Raw genomic sequence first — 19,871 nt, 5'->3', positions numbered from 1 at the left:
CGCTCAGACGGCAGGCCGCGCGACGACTCATGCGGCTTTCTGCCGGCTGACAGGGATTTCTCCATGAGCAAGCAAAAGACCAAGGACCTCCTGGCGAACGCGGTGCATGCCAACAAGCTCGCTAGCCGGGAGGGGATTCTCGAACGCCTGTTCACCCTCGCCTTCTCCGGTCTTGTCTACCCGCAAATCTGGGAAGACCCGGCGGTCGACATGGCCGCGCTCGAACTCGGGCCGGATAAGCGCATCATCACCATCGCCTCCGGCGGCTGCAACGTGATGAACTACCTGACGGCCTCGCCGGCCGAGATCATCGCCGTCGATCTCAATCCGGCCCACATCGCGCTGCTCAAGCTGAAGCTGACCGCGGCCCGCCATTTGCCGAACCACGAGAGTTTCTTCCGCTTCTTCGGTCACGCCGACGAAGGCGAGAACACCGCCCGCTACGATCGCTTTCTGCGCGATCACCTGTCGGACGATGCCCGCGCCTATTGGGAGAAGCGCAGCCTGACCGGCCGCCGGCAGATCTCCATTTTCACCCGCAACATCTATCGTTACGGCCTGCTTGGCCGGTTCATCGGCATCATGCATCTGCTTGCCCGCGCCTACGGCAAAAACCCGCGCCTGATGCTGACGGCCCAAGGGCTTGACGAACAGCGTCGGCTGTTCGAGGAAAACCTGGCGCCGGTCTTCGACTCCCGGCTCGTCCGCTGGCTATGTCGCATGCCGGTGTCGCTCTATGGCCTCGGCATACCGCCGGCCCAGTTCGCCTATCTCTCGGCCGACGCCGACGGCGATCTCGCCGGCCTGCTGCGCCAACGCCTGGCGCGCCTGGCCTGCGACTTCCCGCTGGAGGACAACTATTTCGCCTGGCAAGCCTTTGGCCGCCGCTACGACCGCGAGAGCCGCCGCGCCGTGCCTCCCTATCTCACCCATGCGGCCTATGACGCCATCCGCGCCAACGCCGATCGCGTTACCGCCATTCAGGCGTCGATGACCGACGAACTCGCCGGCCTGCCGGCCGAGAGCCTCGACGGCTACGTGCTGCTGGATGCTCAGGACTGGATGACGCCGGCCCAGATGATCGCCCTATGGACCGAGATCAGCCGCACGGCGCGTCCCGGCGCCCGCGTCATCTTCCGCACCGCCGGGCTAGACAGCCCGCTCGAGGCAGTACTGCCCGCCGACATCCGTTCGCGCTGGTCCTATGATCCCTCCACGGTTCCCGGCTATGTCGCCCGCGATCGCTCGTCGATCTATGGTGGGTTCCACCTCTACGTGAGGGCGTCGGCGTGACGGGCGCCGAGTCGGCTGCTCCGTCGTCGGCGAGGCAGAAGGCGGCCATGGACCGCATGTATCGGCTGACCCGGCATGTCTACGACGCGACGCGCAAGCCCTATCTTCTCGGCCGCGATCGCCTCATCGACGGCATTGATGTGCCGCCGGGCGGCACGGTTCTGGAGATGGGCTGCGGCACCGGCCGCAATCTCATTGCCGCCGGCAGGCGTTATCCAGGTGCTCGGCTCCACGGCTTCGACATCTCCTCGGAAATGCTGAAGACGGCCCGTCGCAACGTGGAGCGTTCCGGCCTCGATATCCGCCTCGCCGAGGGCGACGCCTGCGCCTTCGACCCCGAGGCTGCTTTCGGAGTTGCCCGCTTCGATCGCGTCTACTTCTCCTACACGCTGTCGATGATTCCCGACTGGACGGCGGCTCTTGCCCATGGCCTCAGTCTGCTCAAGGATGATGGTCGCCTGTCGGTCGTCGATTTCGGCTTCTGCGACGATTTGGGAGCGCCAGCCCGCCTTCTCCTGCATGGTTGGCTGTCCCTCTTCCACGTCACGCCGCGCGCCGGTCTTGAGGCGGAAATGGCTCGCCTGGCGCGAGGCAGCGGCCGGACGCTCCAGTTCGAGCGGCCGGCGCGCGGCTATGCCCAGCTCGGCGTCGTCTCCTGAAATCAGCCGGCCGCCCGGCATACGGCCTCGATATTGTGGCCGTCAGGATCGATGATGTAGGCGGCGAAATAGTTGGCTGCGTAGGGCCGAAGGCCGGGAGCGCCATTGTCGGTGCCGCCGGCCGCCAGCCCGGCCGCGTGAAAGGCCTCGACGGCCTCGCGCGTCGCGGCGGAAAAGCCGACGTGGAGACGCCCCTTGCGGCTGGCATCCGAAAGCCAGAATCCGGCATGGCCATCGCGACCGTAGCCGGCATTTGATGCGCCGCCAGCCGCCGATGTCAGGCGGGTAATCAGTCTCACAAGCCCCAGAGGTGCCAGCAAGGCATCGTAGAAGGTGACAGAGCGTCGGATATCCGTCACCGGACAGTCGATATGATCGAACATGATGGGTCAGGACGGGTCAGGACGGGCCAGGGTGTCTCGGTCGCGGCCCGTCCATCCTTTCTTATTCAGGCTTGTGGCAGACCGCTTCGATGTTGTTGCCATCGGGATCGAGAACGAAGGCGCCGTAATAGTTGGGATGGTAATGCGGCCGAAGCCCTGGTCCGCCATTGTCGCGACCACCGGCCGCAATGGCCGCGGCGTAGAATGCATCGACGCTCGCCCGGTCCTTGGCTACGAAAGCCACGTGAAAATGCATCTTCTCGCCGGCCGGCCGGCCCGTGGACACCCAGAAGTCCGGCTTGCCGTCGCTGCCATAGCCGGCGTGAGCCTCACCGCCCGTCTCCTCGGCCGAAACGGACATCACCACGCTGATACCGAGCGGCGCCAGCGCCTTGTCGTAGAATGCCTTCGACGTCTCAAAGTCGACGGCCGGAAAGCCCATATGATCCAGCATTGTTGCCTCCAGAATTGACGACGGCAGACATAGCCGGTCGTCCTGCCAGCCCCTGTCAGGAGTGCCTACTGTCTCTACCCGTCATGCTCCCTCGAATCCGGAGAGCACACCAACTGCGTTGTGGCCGATATCTTCGACGGCGTAGCCGCCCTCCTGAACGAACAGCGTCGGCCGGCCAAGGGCAGCAATGCGTGCGCCGATCTTCGGATAGTCCTCGCGCTTCAGCCTGAACTTCGAGATGGGGTCGCCCTCGAACGTATCGAGGCCGAGCGACACCACGACGACATCAGGCCCGAAGGCCTCGATCGCCCGGCAGGCATGGTCCAGGGCAGCACCCCACGTTTGCCAATCCGTGCCGAAAGGCATAGGCAGGTTGAGCGTGAAGCCCTCCCCCTGCCCCTCGCCCGTTTCGTCGGTCCGCCCGGAGAAGAAGGGATAGGCGACGGCCGTATCGGCGTGGAGGTCGACTATCTGCACATCGCCGCGCCGGTAGAAAATCTCTTGGGTGCCGTTGCCGTGATGGTAGTCGACGTCGAGGATGGTGACACGCTTGGCGCCATGGTCGAGAAACCACTGTGCCGCCACGGCGGCATTGTTGATGAAGCAATAGCCGCCCATGGTCGACGATCCGGCATGATGCCCCGGCGGTCGGCAGAGCGCATAAGCGGCTCTCTCGCCACCGCCGATCAGCTCAGCGGCGCCGATCGCCGACCAGACAGCGGACTGCACCGCTTCCCATGTTCCCTCAACGAAGGATGCGCCGCCGTCGAAGGAATAGTAGCCCATCAGGCCATTGACGTGTTCGGGCCGGATGTCGCGCTGGCCGCGCGCCGGCCAGACATAGGGCATGGTCGGCCCGCTACGTCCTTCGGCAAGCCACAGCGTCCAGAAATCGGCCATGAACTGAAGATAGCCGGCGTCGTGCACCTTCACCGCGGCCGCGACGGCATCAATGGTTTTTGCCTCGATCACTTCGCCAAGACCGACTGCCTCGATCCGCTTCAGGATGAAGTCGACGCGCGCCGGCAACTCGAAGGCCGGGGTAATGACACCGGCATTGAGTTCCTGATTGTCGGCATGGAGGCGATGGCGAGGCGAATAGACGATTCTCATGGCAGAGCTTTCAATGCGGTGGCGACTGTGCGCCAACAGTAGTTTGCCGATGGTTGGCGGCAAGCCAAAACTCGCACCTGTCTCGAGTGCCCACCGTTACCTTTCGATATGCCAGTGACGCGCAAGGACTGGTCGCTGAAAGACGTCATAACCCACGATCAAAAGGTCACGCGCATCCTTGGCGATATCGCCGACCGCATCGTCAAGTCTTTGGTCGGCCCATAGCACCGGGATGGCGGGTTCACCTGGGTCGGGATGCAGCGCCGAACTGCGAAGGCTGTCAGCGGTTGACCAGTTGCCGAAGCTGGCGCCCGCACCGTCGAGGAAGCGCCCAACGCTCTGCCGGAGGTCCACCATGTCTCGCACCTTTCCCTTGCCGGCGGGATAGAGGATGGCGAGCGGCGGGCCAATGCCTAGATCATCGGCTGGCAGCACCCGTCCGGCATAGAGACGATACGAGTTGACGCGAGGATCCTTGGGCAGTTCGATCGGGCTCGGCCACATGATGGTAACGATATCGACTGGGGAAACTTCCGGCTCGCCCCACAGACGAACGCGATCGGGTGTTCCCGGCAGGCTGCCCGTCGCCTCGATGAGGCCGAGCGCTGTCGTCGTCCCGTCGACGTCGGCCGGTGAGCCGAGGTAGAGGGAAAAGCCGCCCTTCGTGTCATCAATCAGGCGATAGCGTTCCGTGAGTGCCACCTCGAGAGCCGAGCGAACCGTCGTCTTCTCCTCTTCATTGAGGTGGCTCCATAGGCGGCGCGTTAGCAGTTGCGTCGCCTGGGCTTGTTCGAGGCTCCAGCTATGCTGTTCGTCCTCGCCGGCCGGTATGGGCTCTGTCACTGCCCGCATCAGGCTCTGTGCCAGCGCGTCGGCATGGCGCAACGGATGCGCCGGATCACGGTCGTTGCCGTCATCGGTCAGCAGATAATGCAAGATGTGATAGGTGGAGTTCGCGTCCTGCCTGGTCTTGAAGGCGCTCGGCGTGCCCACCCGGGCACCCCACATGCCGGATTCCGGATCCTGCGTCGCATCGAGCCAGCCGCGAAACGCTGCGTGCCACGCCGGTGTGAAGTGATAGGTACCGGTTGTCTCGAAGAGATCGACATAGGCGAGTTCCGAAATGCCGGGGCCGTAGACGCCCGGTCCGGGAACGCGCTTTGCCCAGAAGGGGCCGACGTAAAGATGGGCGTCGAGATAGGCGCGAAGTGCCTCCGGCGTGGCAATGGCGTCCAGGAAATGAAGCGGATAGCGGAGCCGCAGCGGCTCTCCGATCTCCTTGGCCAGTCCGTCGAGCGCCTCGACGACGTTGAGCGTCGGAGCGACAAAAGTGAACGCCGGATAGTCCGGGCTCATGAAAGCGCCGGTCGTGGGATCCTGGCGAGATAGAAGGAAGGCGTAGCGTGCCTTCGCCGAGGGGTCGGTCGGCATCTTGGCAAGGCCCTCGCCGCTTTCCATTTGCCGGCGCAGCTTGCTCAGGGTCGAATAGGCGTCGAGATAGTCGCCGTCGGACAGTTTCTTGACGACACCGAGCATCCTGAACTCGAACTCGGCCATGTAGTAACCCTCGGCCTTGAGTTCCGCGTTTCGCCGGAAGAGGTAGGGCACCGAGCCGAACGACTGGTAGACTTGGTAGCCAACGACGCCAGCTCCGGCAACGACAGCTGCTAGAATGGCGGCGGCAAGTCTCAGTTTTCTCCCTCGCATCGACCCCCTCACAGCTCTGGAGCCGAGGTGGGTGTGCGATGCACACGCTGCCAGGGAGGTTAACTACTTGCTTGTTTCCAGGTTGCTCTCACGGTCGGCAGTGCTGACGATGGCCGCCGGATCGGCCGGTGTTCCATGCGCGGTCGGGGAGCGTGAATTTTCGTGCTCCGCGTCTTGCCTTTCCCGTCCATTCGGGCGAAATCGCCGGGCCATGTTGATCATATCCGATCTCACCTACCGCATCGCCGGCCGCACCCTCATCGAAGGCGCTTCCGTCACCATTCATGACGGCGCCAAGGTCGGCCTTGTTGGCCGCAACGGCACCGGCAAGACGACGCTGTTCAACATCGTTGCCGGCGACCTTTCGGCCGAAAGCGGCTCGATCGATCTCAAGCGCGGTGCCCGCATCGGCCGTGTCGCCCAAGAGGCGCCGGGCTCGGAAATCTCGCTGATCGACTTCGTCTTGGCCGCCGATACCGAGCGGACCGCGTTGATGGCCGAGGCCGAGACAGCCACTGATCCGCACCGCATCGCCGAGATCCAGGTACGGCTCGCCGACATCGAGGCGCATTCGGCCGAGGCGCGTGCCGCCACAATTCTGTCGGGTCTCGGCTTCGACGCGGCCGATCAGCGCCGCCCCTGTTCGGACTTTTCCGGCGGTTGGCGGATGCGTGTGGCGCTCGCCGCCGTATTGTTCACCGAGCCGGACCTGTTGCTGCTCGACGAGCCGACCAACTACCTCGACCTCGAAGGCACGCTCTGGCTCACCAACTATGTGCAGCGCTATGCCCACACCGTCGTGCTCATCAGCCATGACCGCGACCTGCTCGACAGCGCCGTCGATCACATCTGCCACCTGTCCGAGGGCAAGCTGACGCTTTGGAAGGGCGGCTACACCTCCTTTGCCCGTCAGCGGCAGGAAAAGATGCTGCTGCAGGAAAAGGCCCGCGAGAAGATCGAGGCGCGGCGCAAGCACCTGCAGGCCTTTGTCGATCGATTCCGCTACAAGGCCAGCAAGGCGACGCAGGCGCAATCGCGCATCAAGATGCTGGAGAAGCTCGACATCATCGCCGAGGTGGTGGAAGAGCACGTCCAGGCGATCAGCTTCCCCAATCCGAAGGCCAAGCTGGCGCCACCGATCGTCACCTATGACAAGGTCGACCTCGGATACGATCCGGACAAGCCGGTGCTGAAGCGCCTGACGCTCCGCATCGACGACGACGACCGCATCGCCCTCCTCGGCAAGAACGGCAATGGCAAGTCCACCTTTGCCAAGGCACTGGCCGACCGGCTGGCGCCGTTTTCCGGCAATATCGTCAAGGCGGGCAAGTTGGAGATCGCCTTCTTCGCCCAGCACCAGCTCGATGAGTTGCATCCCGACGAGACGGCCGTTGCCCATGTTCGCCGCCTGATGCCCGACGCGCCCGATGCCCGCGTGCGGTCGCGAGTCGCGCAGATGGGGCTCGACACCAACAAGATGGACACGCCGGCCCGCGAGCTCTCCGGCGGTGAGAAGGCCCGCCTTCTCCTCGGCCTTGCCACCTTCCATGGGCCGAACCTTCTGATCCTCGACGAACCGACCAACCATCTCGATATCGACAGCCGCGAAAGCCTCATCCAGGCGCTGAACGATTTCGAGGGCGCCGTCATCCTGATCAGCCACGATCGCCATCTGGTCGAAGCGACCATGGATCGTCTCTGGCTGGTGGACAAAGGCGGCATCACCCCCTTCGACGGCGATATGGACGACTACAAGCGTTTCATCCTCTCTGGGGCCGGCGACGCCGACCGGGCCTCCAGAGGTGAGGAGCTGAAGGTCACCAACGCCGATCGCCGCCGCCTTGCGGCCGAGCGCCGCGCCCAACTCGCCCCGCTCAGGAAGCGTATCCAAGGCATCGAGGCGGAGATGGAGAAGGCGAGAAAGTTGATTGCCCGCATCGACGCGGCGCTGGCCGACCCGGCTCTGTTCACCAGCGATCCGGCCAAGGGCGCCAGGCTCTCCAAGGAGCGGGCGGATGCCGTTCGTGGCCTCGACACCCTAGAGGAAGAATGGTTGACGCTATCGGCCGAGTATGAGGAGGCAGAGGCGGCGGACGTTTGATCGACGTCCGGCCGCTTTTGCGGCGCGTCGGAAGCCTGTATCGTCCGCCTGCCTCGTCTTTCTGAAAGACCGCCATGACGACCGCCTTCACGCCTTTCGATATCGCCGCCTTCGTCTGGTTCCTGGCCATGTGGTTCGGACAGGCCTGGTTGACCGAAAAGAGCCCATGGGCCGAGCACTCGCTCACCCATTTCATCAACATAGGCCGTCACGGCTGGGTGCGGCAGGCGGCGACGCGCGACTTGCGCATGGTCGACACGGCCATCGTCGCGGGCCTTCAGAACGGAACGGCCTTCTTCGCCTCGACGTCGCTTCTCGCCATCGGTGGCGGGTTCACTCTGCTGAACTCGGTGGATGCCGCTGTCGGTGTCGTTTCCGCACTGTCCGATCTCACCGCCACCAACCGAACCGCCTTCGAATACAAGGTCCTCGGCCTGCTAGGCATCTATGCCTATGCCTTCTTCAAGTTCGGCTGGGCCTACCGCATGTTCAACTTCGGCTCGATCCTGCTCGGCGCCTTGCCCCCACCGGCCGAGGCCGAGACCACGGAAATGGACAAGGCGGTCGCGCGAGCCTCGGCGATCATCGTGGTGGCCGGCACCAACTTCAACCGCGGCCTCCGCGCCTTCTTCATGTCGATCGGCTATCTCGGCTGTTTCCTCGGGCCGATACCGCTGATCGCCAGTTCCACCTTCATCGCGGTGGTGCTCGCCCGCCGCCAGTTCACCTCCAACGCCGTCAAGGCCATGAGGAGATACGAGTGACCGACGTCGACCCACACCGTGTCAAGGCCGGCCAGATCCGCGACGTTCTGCTTCTGATGGCTGCCGAATCGCCTTCCGGAAAGCCGATCGGCCCGGACGCCGTCGCCCGCGCCATCGCCGGCAAGGACGAGAAGGTCTGGCGCCGGTTGATGAAGCCGATCAAGGACGAGGCGGCGCGCCTCGCCAAGGATGGCAAGGTCGTTCTTCTGCGAAAGGGCAAGCCGGTCGATCCAGACCGGGTGCGAGGTCTCTACCGCATCCGCCTCAGGGCCGAGGGCGAGCCGATGCCGGTCTATGACGCGCCGAAGTCCGACGACCTCCTGGACGACGATGATTTCCTGCTGGATGGCGACGACGAGGCGTAGAATATCGCCCTGATCTTCGCCGAAACGTGGACGGCCTAAGGCGCGGGAAACAAAGCATCCGTATAGCCGACGAAGCGATAGGCAACGAGGCCGATCCACTCGCGAACGGCCATGTCGGTCATGTTCAGCCCCTCGGCGGCGGTGCGCCCGCCCAGCCAGTTGGTCGTGACACCATTGCGATGATCGACGGGCCAAGCGACAACGCCATTCCAGCCGGCGGCACGGAAGGTGCCGATGGCCCGCGGCATATGAAAGGCCGAGGTGACAAGCAGCCACTGCTCCTGCGGCTTTGGCTCGATGGTGGCGAAGCTATTGATGGCGTTTTCGTGGGTGTTGCGGGAACGATCCTCGACCGTGATCCGCTCGGCCGGCACGCCGAACTCGATCAGCAGATCGCGAGCGATGGTCGCTTCGGCGAACTCGTCATTGGCAAAGACGCCGTTGGACCCGCCAGAAAGAAGAACGCGCGCCTCGGGGTAGCGCCGAGCGAGCTCGGCAGCGACAATAAGCCGTTCGGCGCCGTCAATGAGTTCGACCGTTCGGCGCTCGGTCGTCAGACCGGTGTCGACAACACCTCCCAACACGAGAATGCCTGCTGGGTCGAGCCGGTCGGGACTGGCCGGCAGCGAGAAGCGCTGCTCCAGCGGCCGCAACAGCAGGGTCGGAACTCCGGTCCAAGCACAGGCCGCAAGTAGCACGAGCGCGATGCCGATCAACTCCGCACCACGGCGGCGCCAGCCGAGAAGCCGCAGTCCGGCCCCCACGAGCAGAGCCAGCACCAGCGCATTGGAAGGGCGCAGGAACAGAAAGCCGAGCTTGGAGAGCACATAGAACACGCCGCATGCCCTCCCCTCGAAGCCTTCAGGACAGTTCTGTTACTGAGGCGTCAGTACCTTGCCCGGCACGCTGCCGACGACGCCATTGTAGGAAATCTCGCACCAGCGCGCATCGAGCAGGGCAAGCTGGGACTTGCGGCTGCCGAACTGCCAGGAGCCGAAGGGGATCTCGTCACGACACCAGCGCAACACGATACCCTTGGCGTCGCCCGGTACCGAGCCCTTCTTCGCAGCCTTCTCGCTCATGTCGGCATAGAGCGACGTCGGCTTGCCGTCGCGCAATGCGTAGGTCATGTCGTAAGGGCTCGGCGACTGGGCCAGAGCGACTCCCGCCCCGAAGCCAAAGCCGATCGAGAAAGCCATCATTCTCAAGACGTTCAATCTCGTCCTCCCGGGCCGCCCGGCCGCTTCCATCCTGGCATGGAGATGAGCCGACGAATGCCGGGCGGTCAATCCGTTGATCCGCCTAAAACATTCGTATCCCTCAATAAAATACCAGGATATCAACGAACGCTCTTGGCGGACCTGGATGTCGATCGGCCCGTTCGGCGGATGCGTGGGGCCAAAGGAAGCGGGGCGGTCCGGCCGCCCCGCGTCATGTTGGATCAGATGTCCGAAGCGGTCCGAACCACCCGGCCGACCAGACCGTAGGCGATGCCTTCTTCGGCGCTCATCCAGTAGTCGCGGTCGGTGTCTTTCTCGATACGCTCGACGGGTTGGCCGGTGGCGTCGGCGAAGATCCGATTGAGGCGATCGCGCATCTTGATGATTTCACGCGCCTGAATCTCGATGTCGGTCGCCATACCGCCGGTACCGCCCGACGGTTGATGCAGCAGGAAACGGGTGTTGGGCGTGCAGAAACGGCGCTCCTTGGGCACCGACACGTAGATCAGTGCGCCGGCGCTCGCCACCCAGCCCGTGCCGATGATGTTCACAGGAGCGGGCACGAAGCCGATCATGTCGTGGATCATATCGCCGGATTCGACGTGGCCGCCCGGCGATGACACGATGACGGTGATGGGATCGGTGGCGCTCGCCTCGGCCAGCGCCAGAAGGCGCGACGTCACGTCCTTGGCCATCTCCTGGGTCACCTGCCCGGTGATCAGAACCGTGCGCGACTTGAAGAGATACTTGTCGACCTGCGGGGCGGGGGCCGCGTCCTTGGCCTTCTCGTCCTGCTCCTCTTCGTCGTCGAAGCGGACGTATTCCTGATCCTTGGAAATCATGTGGACCTTCTCGTGGGTGGCGGCCGCGACGAAGGGGTCGGGCCTCGGGACTCGCAAATCCTGATGGATCCCATTCGTATCCCATCAGGGGAGCGGACGGCAACCCGACCGGACGGACAGGGTGAACGGCGCTCTCACTGGTCGAGATAGGTACGAAGAGCGACGAGCGAAATATCCCTGGCTCCGGTTTCACGCAGCATGCAGCCGGCAATGGCGCCGCCATAGCCGGTGCCGCCCTGCCAGAACGAGCCCTCGATGTCGCAGGTGGCATCACGAACCGCGAGCCAGGCCCGCTGGCTGTCCCGCAGCTTGGCGGCCTCAGTCTTATCGAGGCGGTCGATCAGCGCCTGATAGTCGTCATTGAGGCGCTCGTCCCAGATGGCGGCCTCGCGCTCGAGGCAGGCGGCCATCATCGGTGTGCTCTCGTTGTCCGGTTCTGCGAGGCAAGGGTCGGAGACCATGCCGATGCAACCAAGCGGGCTGACGTTCTCGTGCGGAGCGCTTGCCACGCATTCGGCAATCTTTTGCCGGTCGGCGTCAGTCGGCTCGGCCGGATTGCCGTCCTGAGCCTGGGCCACTCCCCCAATGACCATAGCAAGACAGAAAGCGAGGAAACCGCGCATCGGCATCTCCATAAGGCATACCAGTGAAACCAGTTCACCGGTATGCCTTTATCTCTTTGTTTTCAGGCAAGCTCCAGCGCAAAGCGTTACATATTTATGCTGTACGCAACTCAGCTTTGCGGGGAGAGCCGTCCCTCGAGAAAGGCCCGCCACTCGCGGGCCGATCCGTTGAAGACATTGCGATCCACCCGCCCCCGAATGCCAGCCACGCGTCCGGCTTCCGTATGCTGCCAGAAATGCCAGCGAAGGCTTGGATCGCGGATGACGGGATGACCTTTGTAGGACGCTATCCAGACGAAATGGTCGGGAAAGGCGCCCCGGAGGCGGTCGTTGTAGAAGCTGATCGACGTATAGATGATTGGCCGCTTGCCATAATAGCGCTCGATGGCCTCGAGCCAGATCTTGACCTCCGGAATGATCGCCTCGCGCGGCGGATGGCCCGGGCAGGTCTTGGAATCGACCCACTCGATGTCGAGCACTGGCGGCAGCGCGTAGGGATCATAGGGAACGTTCTGCAGGAACCAGCTCACCTGCTCCATGGCCGGCCGGCAGAAGTACCAAAAATGGTAGGCGCCGCGCGGCAGGCCGGCCATGGCGGCACCATACCAGTTGGCGCTGAACTTTGGATCCGACCAGTCACCGCCCTCGGTGGCCTTCAGCCAGGCAAAGGCGGTGTTATCGGCCACGACGGAGCGCCAGTTGATGTCCTCCTGGTAATAGGAGACGTCGATACCCTTCACCGGATAATCATCCGGACCAGGAGGGCTGTAGTCAAACAGCGCGCAGGCTGACAGGCCAAGAGCAAGTGAGCCGAGCGCGACTGGATTGACGAGCCGCGCGGCGAGGCTTGCCCAGCGACGGGCGCCGGTCGGCAGTGGTTTGCCGCGCCGAGGTCGCTTCTTCCGAAATGCCGTCTTCACCCAAGCAAAATCCATGACGCGAGCCCGAGGAACGCCAGAAACCCCACGACATCGGTCACCATCGTCACGAAAACCCCCGAAGCGACTGCCGGATCGATGTCGAGCCGCTCGAACGCCAAGGGTATCAGGATGCCGGCCGTTGCCGCAGACAACAGGTTGACGATCATCGCAGCGCCGATCACGCCTCCAAGGAGCGGGTCCTGGAACCAGAGCGCGGCCGCCAAGCCGACGATCAAAGCAAAACTGCCGCCGTTGAGTAAACCAACGCTTAATTCTCGGCCGAAAATCCTCCAAACATTGTGTGCATCGAGATCGCGGGTCGCCAAGGCGCGTACCGTCACGGTCATGGTTTGCGTCGCGGCGTTGCCGCCCATCGAAGCGACGATCGGCATCAGTACGGCGAGCGCCACCATCTTCGAGATCGATCCGGAGAACATGCCGATCACCGACGAGGCCAGGAAGGCGGTCAGCAGGTTGAACAGCAGCCAGACCCAACGCGTTCTGAGCGTGTAGAAGACCGAATCGGAGATTTCTTCGTCGCCGACGCCGGCTAGCGCGCGAATGTCCTCTTCGGCCTCGGCCTGGATGACGTCCACCACGTCGTCGACGGTGATGACGCCCACCAGCCGTTCCGCTTCATCGACCACCGCTGCCGAAACCAGATTGTAGCGCTCGAACATGCGCGCCACGTCTTCCTGATCGTCGGTGGCGAGCACTCGCTGCCGTTCATCATTCATAATGTCGGCCATGCGCGTCGGTCGCGGAGCCCTCAGAAGGCGATTGAGGGCCACGGCTCCGAGAAACCGGAAACCGGGGTCGATGACGAAGACCTCGTAGAACTCCTCCGGCAGATCCTTCTGATCCCTGAGGTAATCGATGGTCTGGCCGGCGGTCCAGAAGGGTGGCACGGCGATGAAGTCGGTCTGCATCCGACGACCCGCCGTCTCCTCCGGAAAATCGAGGCTGCGACGCAGCGCCATGCGGTCGACCGCCGGCAGCTTGGCAAGGATTTCTTCCTGGTCCTCGTCGTCAAGGTCTTCGAGGATGTAGACCGCGTCGTCGGAATCGAGCTCACGGACGCCTTCGGCAACTTCCTCGGGCGACAGTTCCTCAATGAGCTGGACGCGAACGGTCTCGTCGACTTCGGTCAGTGCAGTGAAGTCGAAATGCTCGCCGAGCAGTTGGATGAAGGGAACACGTTCGTCGGCCGACAGCGCCTCGATGATGTCGCCGACGTCGGCCTCGTGGAGATCTGCCGCGAGCGCTTCGACGGTTCGGGCATCGGCCGCTTCGATCGCCGCCCTGATGGCGTCGAGGAACAGCGGATCGAGGTCGCCATCCTCTGTTCTGAGCGGCGGCATGCCGTCAAAGCTCAGCGTTTCAGGCGCGTTGGGCTCGGTTTCGGCCATGGCGCGTCTCCCGTGGATCTCGAGGTGGCGAACAGGATTGAATCGACGGCGACGGTTGGCACCGCCGCGCCGGAGTTAAGGCCGACAAACCCTACGGCGCAAGGAAGAAATTCCGACGCGGCGGACAGAGGGCGATGATCCTCGACGCCGTCGCCAACAACTCGCTCCGACGTTCGCTCGCCTTTCCGGCACGCCTTGATTCAGTTGACAGCGGTGTTGCCTTCCGGCTTTACCGGCCAGGTCATTTGAAGCATGGTGGCCGCCTGCTCGGCCGGAACGGCGCGACTGAACAGGAACCCCTGCCCTTGATGGCAGCCCAGCAGTTGCAGCGTTTCCGCCTGAGACGCCTCCTCGATGCCCTCGGCTATGGTCTTCATGCCCAAGCCACGTCCCAGTCCGATCATCGCCCTGATGATCATGGCTTGGCGCGCATCGTCCAGGAACGACGACACGAAGCTGCGGTCGATCTTGAGCTTGTCGAATCTCAGCCGCGACAGTTGCGACAGACTGGAATAGCCGGTGCCGAAATCATCAATGGCGATGTGGACACCAGCCTCCCTTAGTTCCTCGAGCAACGCAGATACGAGTTGCACATCCTTCACGAACATCGACTCGGTCACTTCGACTTCGAGCTGTTGTGGCGAAAGCCCTGTCTCGGCCAGCGTCTCAAGCATCTTCCTCCCAAAACTGCGGCTGCTGAACTGGGCGGGTGATACGTTGAACGACAACCGGATCGTCCGGGGCCATTTGGCGGCGTCCAGACAGGCCTGACGGAAAAGCACTTCAGACAACTCGCCGATCATACCCGTCTCTTCGGCGAGCGTTATGAACTCGGACGGCGGAATGAAGGTGCCGTCGGACCGGCGCCAGCGTGCGAGCGCCTCAAAGCCGACGATGCGGCCCGATGTCAGGTCGATCATCGGCTGATAGTAGGGCTTCACCTCTCCCGACTTGAGCGCCGCACGCAGCTGCCTGTCGAGTTCCGCGTATTTGGCTGTCGCCTCGTCAATGGCTGGGTCAAACCACTTCGGCTCGCCGGAGTGCTCCCGTTTTGCGGACGAGACCGCCGAGAGAGCGCACCTGAGAAGATACTTGATGTTCGCGGCGTCATCCGGGTAGCGCGCCATTCCGATGTAGGCGGATACCTCGTAATAGCGTTCGTTGACCAGGATGGGCGTCGATATTTGCTTGATGGCCCGGCGGGCGAGCTTTTCCCAATCCTTCGTTTGTGTGCTTTCCAGCGCGGCATAGAACTGGTCGCCGCCGAGCCTGAACAGATAGCAGCCGACAAAAATCTCACGCAGCCTGTCCGCGATGGCCACCAGGATCTCGTCGCCTGCTTCATTTCCATAGATGTCGTTGATGTTCCTGAACCCCTGGACGTCGATCACCATGGCCATGTGAGGTTTGCCGGCCTTGTCGCCCGCCCTTAGGCGCTCAACCTCCTGCTTGAGCCCGACCCGATTGGGAAGGCGAGTCAACGGATCGTGCGCTGCAATCCAGGACACATCCCGTTCGGCACGGCTCCGATGGGCCACTTCTTCTTGCAGATCGCGAAGGCGCCGATAGCCGAAGACGAAGCCCAGGAGTCCCGTTATCAACAGTGCCATCAGCACTTCGTCGAGCTGAATGAACTCATGCTCTCTCAGGAAAGCAACGAATGTCTCGTAGACGTTGAACCAGCGGAAGCCGACAAAAAGCAAGATGCCGATGACAACGAGGGTTGCTGCATCTCGGGCTGCTCGTCCCGCCCTCAAAAGCCGCATTTGCTCACCTCTCGCTGCGCCTTCGCGACCTTCGACGCGCCGCATTTGAGTCGATGAATACAAAAAACTACAACCGCAACAAGCATACTTTATAAGTGGGTGCTGAGTTATTTAATATTTTACAATTGGGCTTGGTGTATTTGGCAGGGGGGTGATGAACAGGCCTGACTTAACACAATGAGTCTCGCGCGCGGCGGCACGGACGCCATGGTGCCATCTTCACTTGCCAGCTCCCCATGTGTCGCCTCGAAATCCATTTGATTCGATGGAGCGAGCACGCTCTCATGATTTGGCGCTTCCTCGCAAAATATACCTAGGAAAAATCGCTGCCGAGTTGCTGTGCTTACTACCCTATAAACGTGCGCTTAAGAAGTTTATGCAATCTCTTTTCTAAGAGCGCACGAGCCGTGCATGCAGGTCACCCTAAGACTTGCGGAATTTGCCTTGGCTGTGGCTTCCATTCTCTCTGAAATGCAAAGGTGGCAGGATGCAAATCCGCTGGAAGCTATACCTGACGTTTGCCGCGATGACCGTCCTGCTGGCTGCGGAAGTAAGGGAGTCCCTTGTATCTGCAATCGAAGCGAAATCCAGCGCCACCGCAATTCTTCAGTCGCAGATTGTGCAAGATCAGACGCTCAGCATTACCGCGGCTTTCGCGTTGGATCGCGGACAGACAAGCGGGGTTGCCACCGGGCGACAGCTCAGCCAGGCGGTTGCGGAAAAACTGAGTAAAAGTCGCTCGCAAGCCGGTGAAGCGCTGGCGCTGCTCCTTGGAAAAGCGACCCCTGACCAAGCGAGTAAGTTGAGATCAGTCATCTCGGTGGCAGATGCCCTGCGCAAGCAGATTTACGACGCAACATCAGCCGGGACGAAACCTCCTTCCGACATAGGTGCGCGTTGGTTCGCGGCGCAGTCCCTTGCCATCGAGGCGGTTGACGAGCTTGGACGGCATGTCGCGGCCGAAGGAGATGGGACAATCAGTCTGTCTCTTGCGCGGGCCACCGAAGCGCGCCGACAGATATGGGAGGCCGGCGAGTATGTGGCGCGCGAGCGGGGCATGCTCAACGGCATTCTTTCGGCCGGTCGTTCTGCGAGTCCGGACGAACTGGCGCAGTTGGCCCAATACCGCGGTCACGTCATGTCGGCATGGGAGGCGGCTTACTCACGACTGGAACTGATCGACGGACCGCTCTGGTCGCGCGCACAAGACGCCAACGAGGCGGTTTTCGGCCGCTTTGAGAACACTCGCAAGTCCGTCTACTCCGCCCTGACACGTGGAGTTCCCGCCACCCTGCCCGCTCCCGAATGGTTTGCGCAGGCGACCGAAGCCGTCGACATGCTTGCCGGGGTCCAATCGGCCTTGGGCGAACATATTTCGAGTCAGACTGCCAAACGGCTGGACGAGGCAAATCGGTCGCTCGCGTGGGCGCTGCTGGCGCTCTCCGCTGCGCTGATCATCGTCTTGGTTACGGCGGGGGTCATTCATTTCGGCTTGGCGAAACCATTGGCGCGGCTGACGCGGATTACTCGCTCGCTCGCCGGCGGCGACCTTGGCAATGAGATTTTGGTTCCGAAGCGCAAAGATGAGATCGGTGAGTTGTTCGGGGCGACATCCGACTTCAGGAACGCACTGCTGGAAGCCAGTCAGCTTCGCGCCGAACAGGAGGAGACCAAGCGGGCGGTGGCGCTGAGAAAGACCAAGGAAATGCTGCAACTCGCTGACGGTTTCGAGGCGACGATCGGCGTGGTCGTCTCGACGCTTGGCGCGGCGAGCCAGCAACTGGAAGCATCGGCGAACACCCTCGCGGCCGGTGCCGAGGAAACGTCCAACCAGTCGACCGCCGTTGTCAGGGCTGCCGGTTTCGCAGCGTCAGGGGTTCAGTCAGCCGCCGGCGCCGCCGAGGAACTCGCTGCGTCGGTGCGGGAAATCGGCCGACAGGTCGAGGTGTCGACCGAAGCGGCGACCGCGGCAGTCGGGATGGCCGACGAAACGGCCAGAGGGGTGCTCGGGCTTGCCGAATCTGCGGCGCAAATCGGAACCGTCGTCACACTGATCAGCGACATTGCCGCCAGGACCAACCTGCTGGCTCTGAATGCCACAATCGAAGCGGCCCGGGCCGGCGAAGCCGGACGAGGCTTTGCCGTGGTCGCGCAGGAAGTGAAGCAACTCGCCGAGCAGACCGCGCGCGCCACCTCTGAGATCTCCTCGCAGGCGACCACAATTCAATCGGCAACCCGGACGTCCGCCGACGCCATCAACGCGATCGCCTCCCAGGTTCGGAACATCGGACACACATCCACCGGAATCGCCGCCGCGGTGGCCGAGCAGGAGGCGGCTACATCCGAGGTGGCGAGAGCGGTGGCAATCGCCTTCCAGTCGACGCGAGAAGTCGATGCCAACATCGCCGGCGTGGCCTTGGCCGCCCGGGAGACCTCGCAAGCCTCGTCGGAAGTCAAAGGGGCCGCTTCGAGCCTCGGCGAACAGATCGATCGCTTGAAGACACAAGTGGCCGAGGTGCTCGCCGGATTGCGGGCGAGCTGACAAGGGGAATAAATGCAAAAAAGCCGGGCGCTTGAGAGCCCGGCTTTTTTAGATGGTGCGGTCGAGAAGACTCGAACTTCCACGTCTTGCGACACAGCGACCTCAACGCTGCGCGTCTACCAATTCCGCCACGACCGCATCTTGGTAGTTGCCGCCCCTTCCGGGCCGGCGCCGGGTATCTAGCAAGAGATTCCCCGGGGCACAAGAGGGAGGCAAGAAGAATTTTGCCAGCATCGGAAAAACGCCAGAATACAGGGAAAAATCTTCAGATCTTCACCACGTCGTCGAGGCGTCGGTAAGATGCAGGGCGAGCCAGCACCTCGGTGATCGACACCGTGACGCGGTCACCCTTCAGGACCACCTGCCCCTTCGCAACGGGCAGGTTGTTGGCGAGGATATCGACGTCGTCGTCAGCCGAGTGGTCCAGTTCGATGACGGCGCCGCGGCCCATGCGCAGAAGCTGATGGATGGGCATGGTCTGTCCACCGAGCACGACAGAGATCTCGACTTTGATCTTCTCCAAACTTGCCATCGGTCCTATCTTCCGTCTCGCCGGCGGGCGCCTCAACGACTGCCGGTGCCACCCGGAACACGAAGCGGCAAGCCGACGCGTCGTCGTCCGCTGAGTGTTTGCGGCATAAGGTTACCGAATGGTTAATGAGCGTTCCGAAATCAGGACGGATATGCACGCCATCCCCGGTTCGCCGCCGGTTGAATGGTGCGTCGAGCCGGGGCTCACCGATTATGACGCCGCCGTTGCCTTCATGGAGGCACGCGTCGCCGCCATTGCCGAGGGACGGGCGCCGGAACTCGTCTGGCTGGTCGAGCACCCTCCCCTCTACACGGCCGGGACCAGCGCCGACGCAAGCGACCTCGTCGAGCCTGACCGCTTTCCCGTTTACCCGACCGGGCGAGGCGGACAATACACCTATCACGGCCCCGGCCAGCGTGTAGCCTATGTCATGCTCGATCTCGATCGTCGCGGAAAGGATGTTAGGGCCTTTGTGGCAGCCCTGGAGCGCTGGATCATCGGCGCGCTCGCCGCTTTCAATGTGCGGGGCGAGAGACGGGAAGATCGCGTCGGTGTCTGGGTTCGACGACCGGACAAGGGAGACGGTGTCGAGGACAAGATCGCCGCCATCGGCATCCGCGTCCGTCGCTGGATCACCTTCCACGGCATCAGCCTCAACGTGGAGCCGGATCTCGACCACTTTTCGGGCATAGTGCCCTGCGGCATCCGTGGGCACGGCGTCACCAGCCTTGTCGATCTCGGTCTGCCGGTAACCATGGAGGACGCGGATCTCGCCCTTAGGGAGAGCTTCGTCGAAGTTTTTGGTCCTTGCTCGTCATCGCCGGGATGAGAGGCCGTCCCGACGGATCTTCCGGGTCATGGACATGGACGGAAGCCTTGGCCGACGGGCGCAAGGATTTGGCTACGGGAACCAAATCCATCGAAACTACGTGTTTCTGGAACGTATGATCGTATGCAAGGAGAATATGCGATTTTCTCCATTCACATGTCCGAGCACGGCGGGCCGTGAAATCCGGCGACTCCGCGCTGCAGGCCGAATGATCCAGACTTTTCAAGAGAGTTGGTCGCTGCCCCGGTGCAATTGTCATACTTAAGAAAACGATACAACTTTAGTAGTCAAAAACTGGACGGGAACGGTCATCAAACGCGCGGGCTGTGATCTGGTTGTCTTTTCACCA

General features: G+C 62.7%; 19 protein-coding genes and 1 tRNA gene. 7 read left to right on the top strand and 13 right to left on the bottom strand.

The annotated features are described in order from the left end of the window. Nucleotides 1–63: 63 nt before the first annotated feature. Together CXZ10_RS05350 and CXZ10_RS05345 are read left to right on the top strand one after the other, a co-directional pair. On the top strand, nucleotides 64–1,293 hold the full coding sequence (locus CXZ10_RS05350; protein WP_101288041.1) for a BtaA family protein: 1,230 nt from the start codon (nucleotides 64–66) through the stop codon (nucleotides 1,291–1,293). Next, a complete protein-coding gene (locus CXZ10_RS05345) occupies nucleotides 1,290–1,952 on the top strand; it encodes a class I SAM-dependent methyltransferase (protein WP_244617067.1) in 663 nt (220 codons plus the stop codon). Before CXZ10_RS05350 ends, CXZ10_RS05345 begins: the two co-directional genes overlap by 4 nt. Before the next feature lie 2 nt (nucleotides 1,953–1,954). Here the strand turns inward: CXZ10_RS05345 and CXZ10_RS05340 are convergent, their stop codons facing one another. The 4 genes from CXZ10_RS05340 to CXZ10_RS05325 all read right to left on the bottom strand — a co-directional run bounded on the left by CXZ10_RS05340 (nucleotide 1,955) and on the right by CXZ10_RS05325 (nucleotide 5,609). Continuing rightward, nucleotides 1,955–2,335, bottom strand: a complete 381-nt coding sequence (locus CXZ10_RS05340; protein ID WP_101288040.1) for a VOC family protein — start codon at nucleotides 2,333–2,335, stop codon at nucleotides 1,955–1,957. A 61-nt stretch (nucleotides 2,336–2,396) separates the two neighbouring features. Then, on the bottom strand, nucleotides 2,397–2,789 hold the full coding sequence (locus CXZ10_RS05335) for a VOC family protein (protein ID WP_101288039.1): 393 nt from the start codon (nucleotides 2,787–2,789) through the stop codon (nucleotides 2,397–2,399). A gap of 81 nt (nucleotides 2,790–2,870) precedes the next feature. Beyond that, on the bottom strand, nucleotides 2,871–3,902 hold the full coding sequence (locus tag CXZ10_RS05330) for a histone deacetylase family protein (RefSeq protein WP_101288038.1): 1,032 nt from the start codon (nucleotides 3,900–3,902) through the stop codon (nucleotides 2,871–2,873). A 96-nt stretch (nucleotides 3,903–3,998) separates the two neighbouring features. Next, nucleotides 3,999–5,609 carry a hypothetical protein gene (locus CXZ10_RS05325; RefSeq protein ID WP_101288037.1) on the bottom strand — a complete coding sequence of 537 codons (1,611 nt, stop codon included), beginning with the start codon at nucleotides 5,607–5,609 and terminating at the stop codon, nucleotides 3,999–4,001. Between the two features lie 211 nt (nucleotides 5,610–5,820). On the opposite strand from CXZ10_RS05325, the gene CXZ10_RS05320 reads away from it, so the two are divergent. The 3 genes from CXZ10_RS05320 (at nucleotide 5,821) to CXZ10_RS05310 (ending at nucleotide 8,839) form a co-directional block, all read left to right on the top strand. Next, a complete protein-coding gene (locus CXZ10_RS05320; protein WP_101288036.1) occupies nucleotides 5,821–7,710 on the top strand; it encodes an ABC-F family ATP-binding cassette domain-containing protein in 1,890 nt (629 codons plus the stop codon). A gap of 74 nt (nucleotides 7,711–7,784) precedes the next feature. Beyond that, nucleotides 7,785–8,474, top strand: coding sequence for a DUF599 domain-containing protein (locus tag CXZ10_RS05315; protein ID WP_101288035.1), 690 nt, complete (start codon nucleotides 7,785–7,787; stop codon nucleotides 8,472–8,474). Further along, complete coding sequence (locus tag CXZ10_RS05310; RefSeq protein WP_244617068.1) at nucleotides 8,471–8,839, top strand: DUF3253 domain-containing protein; 369 nt, start codon at nucleotides 8,471–8,473, stop codon at nucleotides 8,837–8,839. The genes CXZ10_RS05315 and CXZ10_RS05310 overlap by 4 nt, the downstream gene beginning before the upstream one ends. A 35-nt stretch (nucleotides 8,840–8,874) precedes the next feature. On the opposite strand, the gene CXZ10_RS05305 is transcribed toward CXZ10_RS05310, so the two are convergent. From CXZ10_RS05305 to CXZ10_RS05275, 7 genes are all read right to left on the bottom strand, one after another. Further along, the gene (locus CXZ10_RS05305) at nucleotides 8,875–9,675 is read right to left on the bottom strand and encodes a YdcF family protein (RefSeq protein WP_101288034.1); all 801 of its coding nucleotides are present in this window, start codon (nucleotides 9,673–9,675) and stop codon (nucleotides 8,875–8,877) included. A gap of 39 nt (nucleotides 9,676–9,714) precedes the next feature. Next, nucleotides 9,715–10,056: a hypothetical protein gene (locus CXZ10_RS05300; RefSeq protein WP_143741475.1), complete on the bottom strand. Its 342-nt coding sequence runs from the start codon at nucleotides 10,054–10,056 to the stop codon at nucleotides 9,715–9,717. A 224-nt stretch (nucleotides 10,057–10,280) separates the two neighbouring features. Then, nucleotides 10,281–10,901, bottom strand: a complete 621-nt coding sequence (locus tag CXZ10_RS05295; protein WP_101288032.1) for an ATP-dependent Clp protease proteolytic subunit — start codon at nucleotides 10,899–10,901, stop codon at nucleotides 10,281–10,283. A gap of 134 nt (nucleotides 10,902–11,035) precedes the next feature. Then, on the bottom strand, nucleotides 11,036–11,524 hold the full coding sequence (locus CXZ10_RS05290) for a lysozyme inhibitor LprI family protein (protein ID WP_180335866.1): 489 nt from the start codon (nucleotides 11,522–11,524) through the stop codon (nucleotides 11,036–11,038). Nucleotides 11,525–11,634: 110 nt separating this feature from the next. Beyond that, on the bottom strand, nucleotides 11,635–12,444 hold the full coding sequence (locus CXZ10_RS05285; RefSeq protein ID WP_210199841.1) for a glycoside hydrolase family 25 protein: 810 nt from the start codon (nucleotides 12,442–12,444) through the stop codon (nucleotides 11,635–11,637). Beyond that, nucleotides 12,441–13,853 carry a magnesium transporter gene (mgtE, locus tag CXZ10_RS05280; RefSeq protein WP_101288029.1) on the bottom strand — a complete coding sequence of 471 codons (1,413 nt, stop codon included), beginning with the start codon at nucleotides 13,851–13,853 and terminating at the stop codon, nucleotides 12,441–12,443. The genes CXZ10_RS05285 and mgtE overlap by 4 nt, the downstream gene beginning before the upstream one ends. Before the next feature lie 200 nt (nucleotides 13,854–14,053). Beyond that, nucleotides 14,054–15,619 (bottom strand): putative bifunctional diguanylate cyclase/phosphodiesterase, encoded by a 1,566-nt coding sequence (locus CXZ10_RS05275; protein ID WP_180335865.1) that lies wholly within the window; start codon nucleotides 15,617–15,619, stop codon nucleotides 14,054–14,056. A 487-nt stretch (nucleotides 15,620–16,106) separates the two neighbouring features. Here CXZ10_RS05275 and CXZ10_RS05270 point away from each other — a divergent pair, with 487 nt between their 5' ends. Next, nucleotides 16,107–18,161: a methyl-accepting chemotaxis protein gene (locus CXZ10_RS05270; RefSeq protein ID WP_101288027.1), complete on the top strand. Its 2,055-nt coding sequence runs from the start codon at nucleotides 16,107–16,109 to the stop codon at nucleotides 18,159–18,161. A gap of 53 nt (nucleotides 18,162–18,214) precedes the next feature. On the opposite strand, the gene CXZ10_RS05265 is transcribed toward CXZ10_RS05270, so the two are convergent. Together CXZ10_RS05265 and CXZ10_RS05260 are read right to left on the bottom strand one after the other, a co-directional pair. Next, nucleotides 18,215–18,299 (bottom strand) — tRNA-Leu (locus tag CXZ10_RS05265). Between the two features lie 127 nt (nucleotides 18,300–18,426). Then, on the bottom strand, nucleotides 18,427–18,693 hold the full coding sequence (locus CXZ10_RS05260) for a FliM/FliN family flagellar motor switch protein (protein ID WP_101288026.1): 267 nt from the start codon (nucleotides 18,691–18,693) through the stop codon (nucleotides 18,427–18,429). A gap of 118 nt (nucleotides 18,694–18,811) precedes the next feature. On the opposite strand from CXZ10_RS05260, the gene lipB reads away from it, so the two are divergent. Further along, nucleotides 18,812–19,522, top strand: coding sequence for a lipoyl(octanoyl) transferase LipB (gene lipB, locus CXZ10_RS05255; RefSeq protein ID WP_101288025.1), 711 nt, complete (start codon nucleotides 18,812–18,814; stop codon nucleotides 19,520–19,522). Nucleotides 19,523–19,871: the final 349 nt, after the last annotated feature.

Origin of the sequence: Pleomorphomonas diazotrophica (assembly GCF_002844595.1) — a bacterium.
Classification (GTDB): Bacteria; Pseudomonadota; Alphaproteobacteria; order Rhizobiales; family Pleomorphomonadaceae; genus Pleomorphomonas; species Pleomorphomonas diazotrophica.
This window is presented reverse-complemented; position numbering and strand designations above follow the sequence as displayed.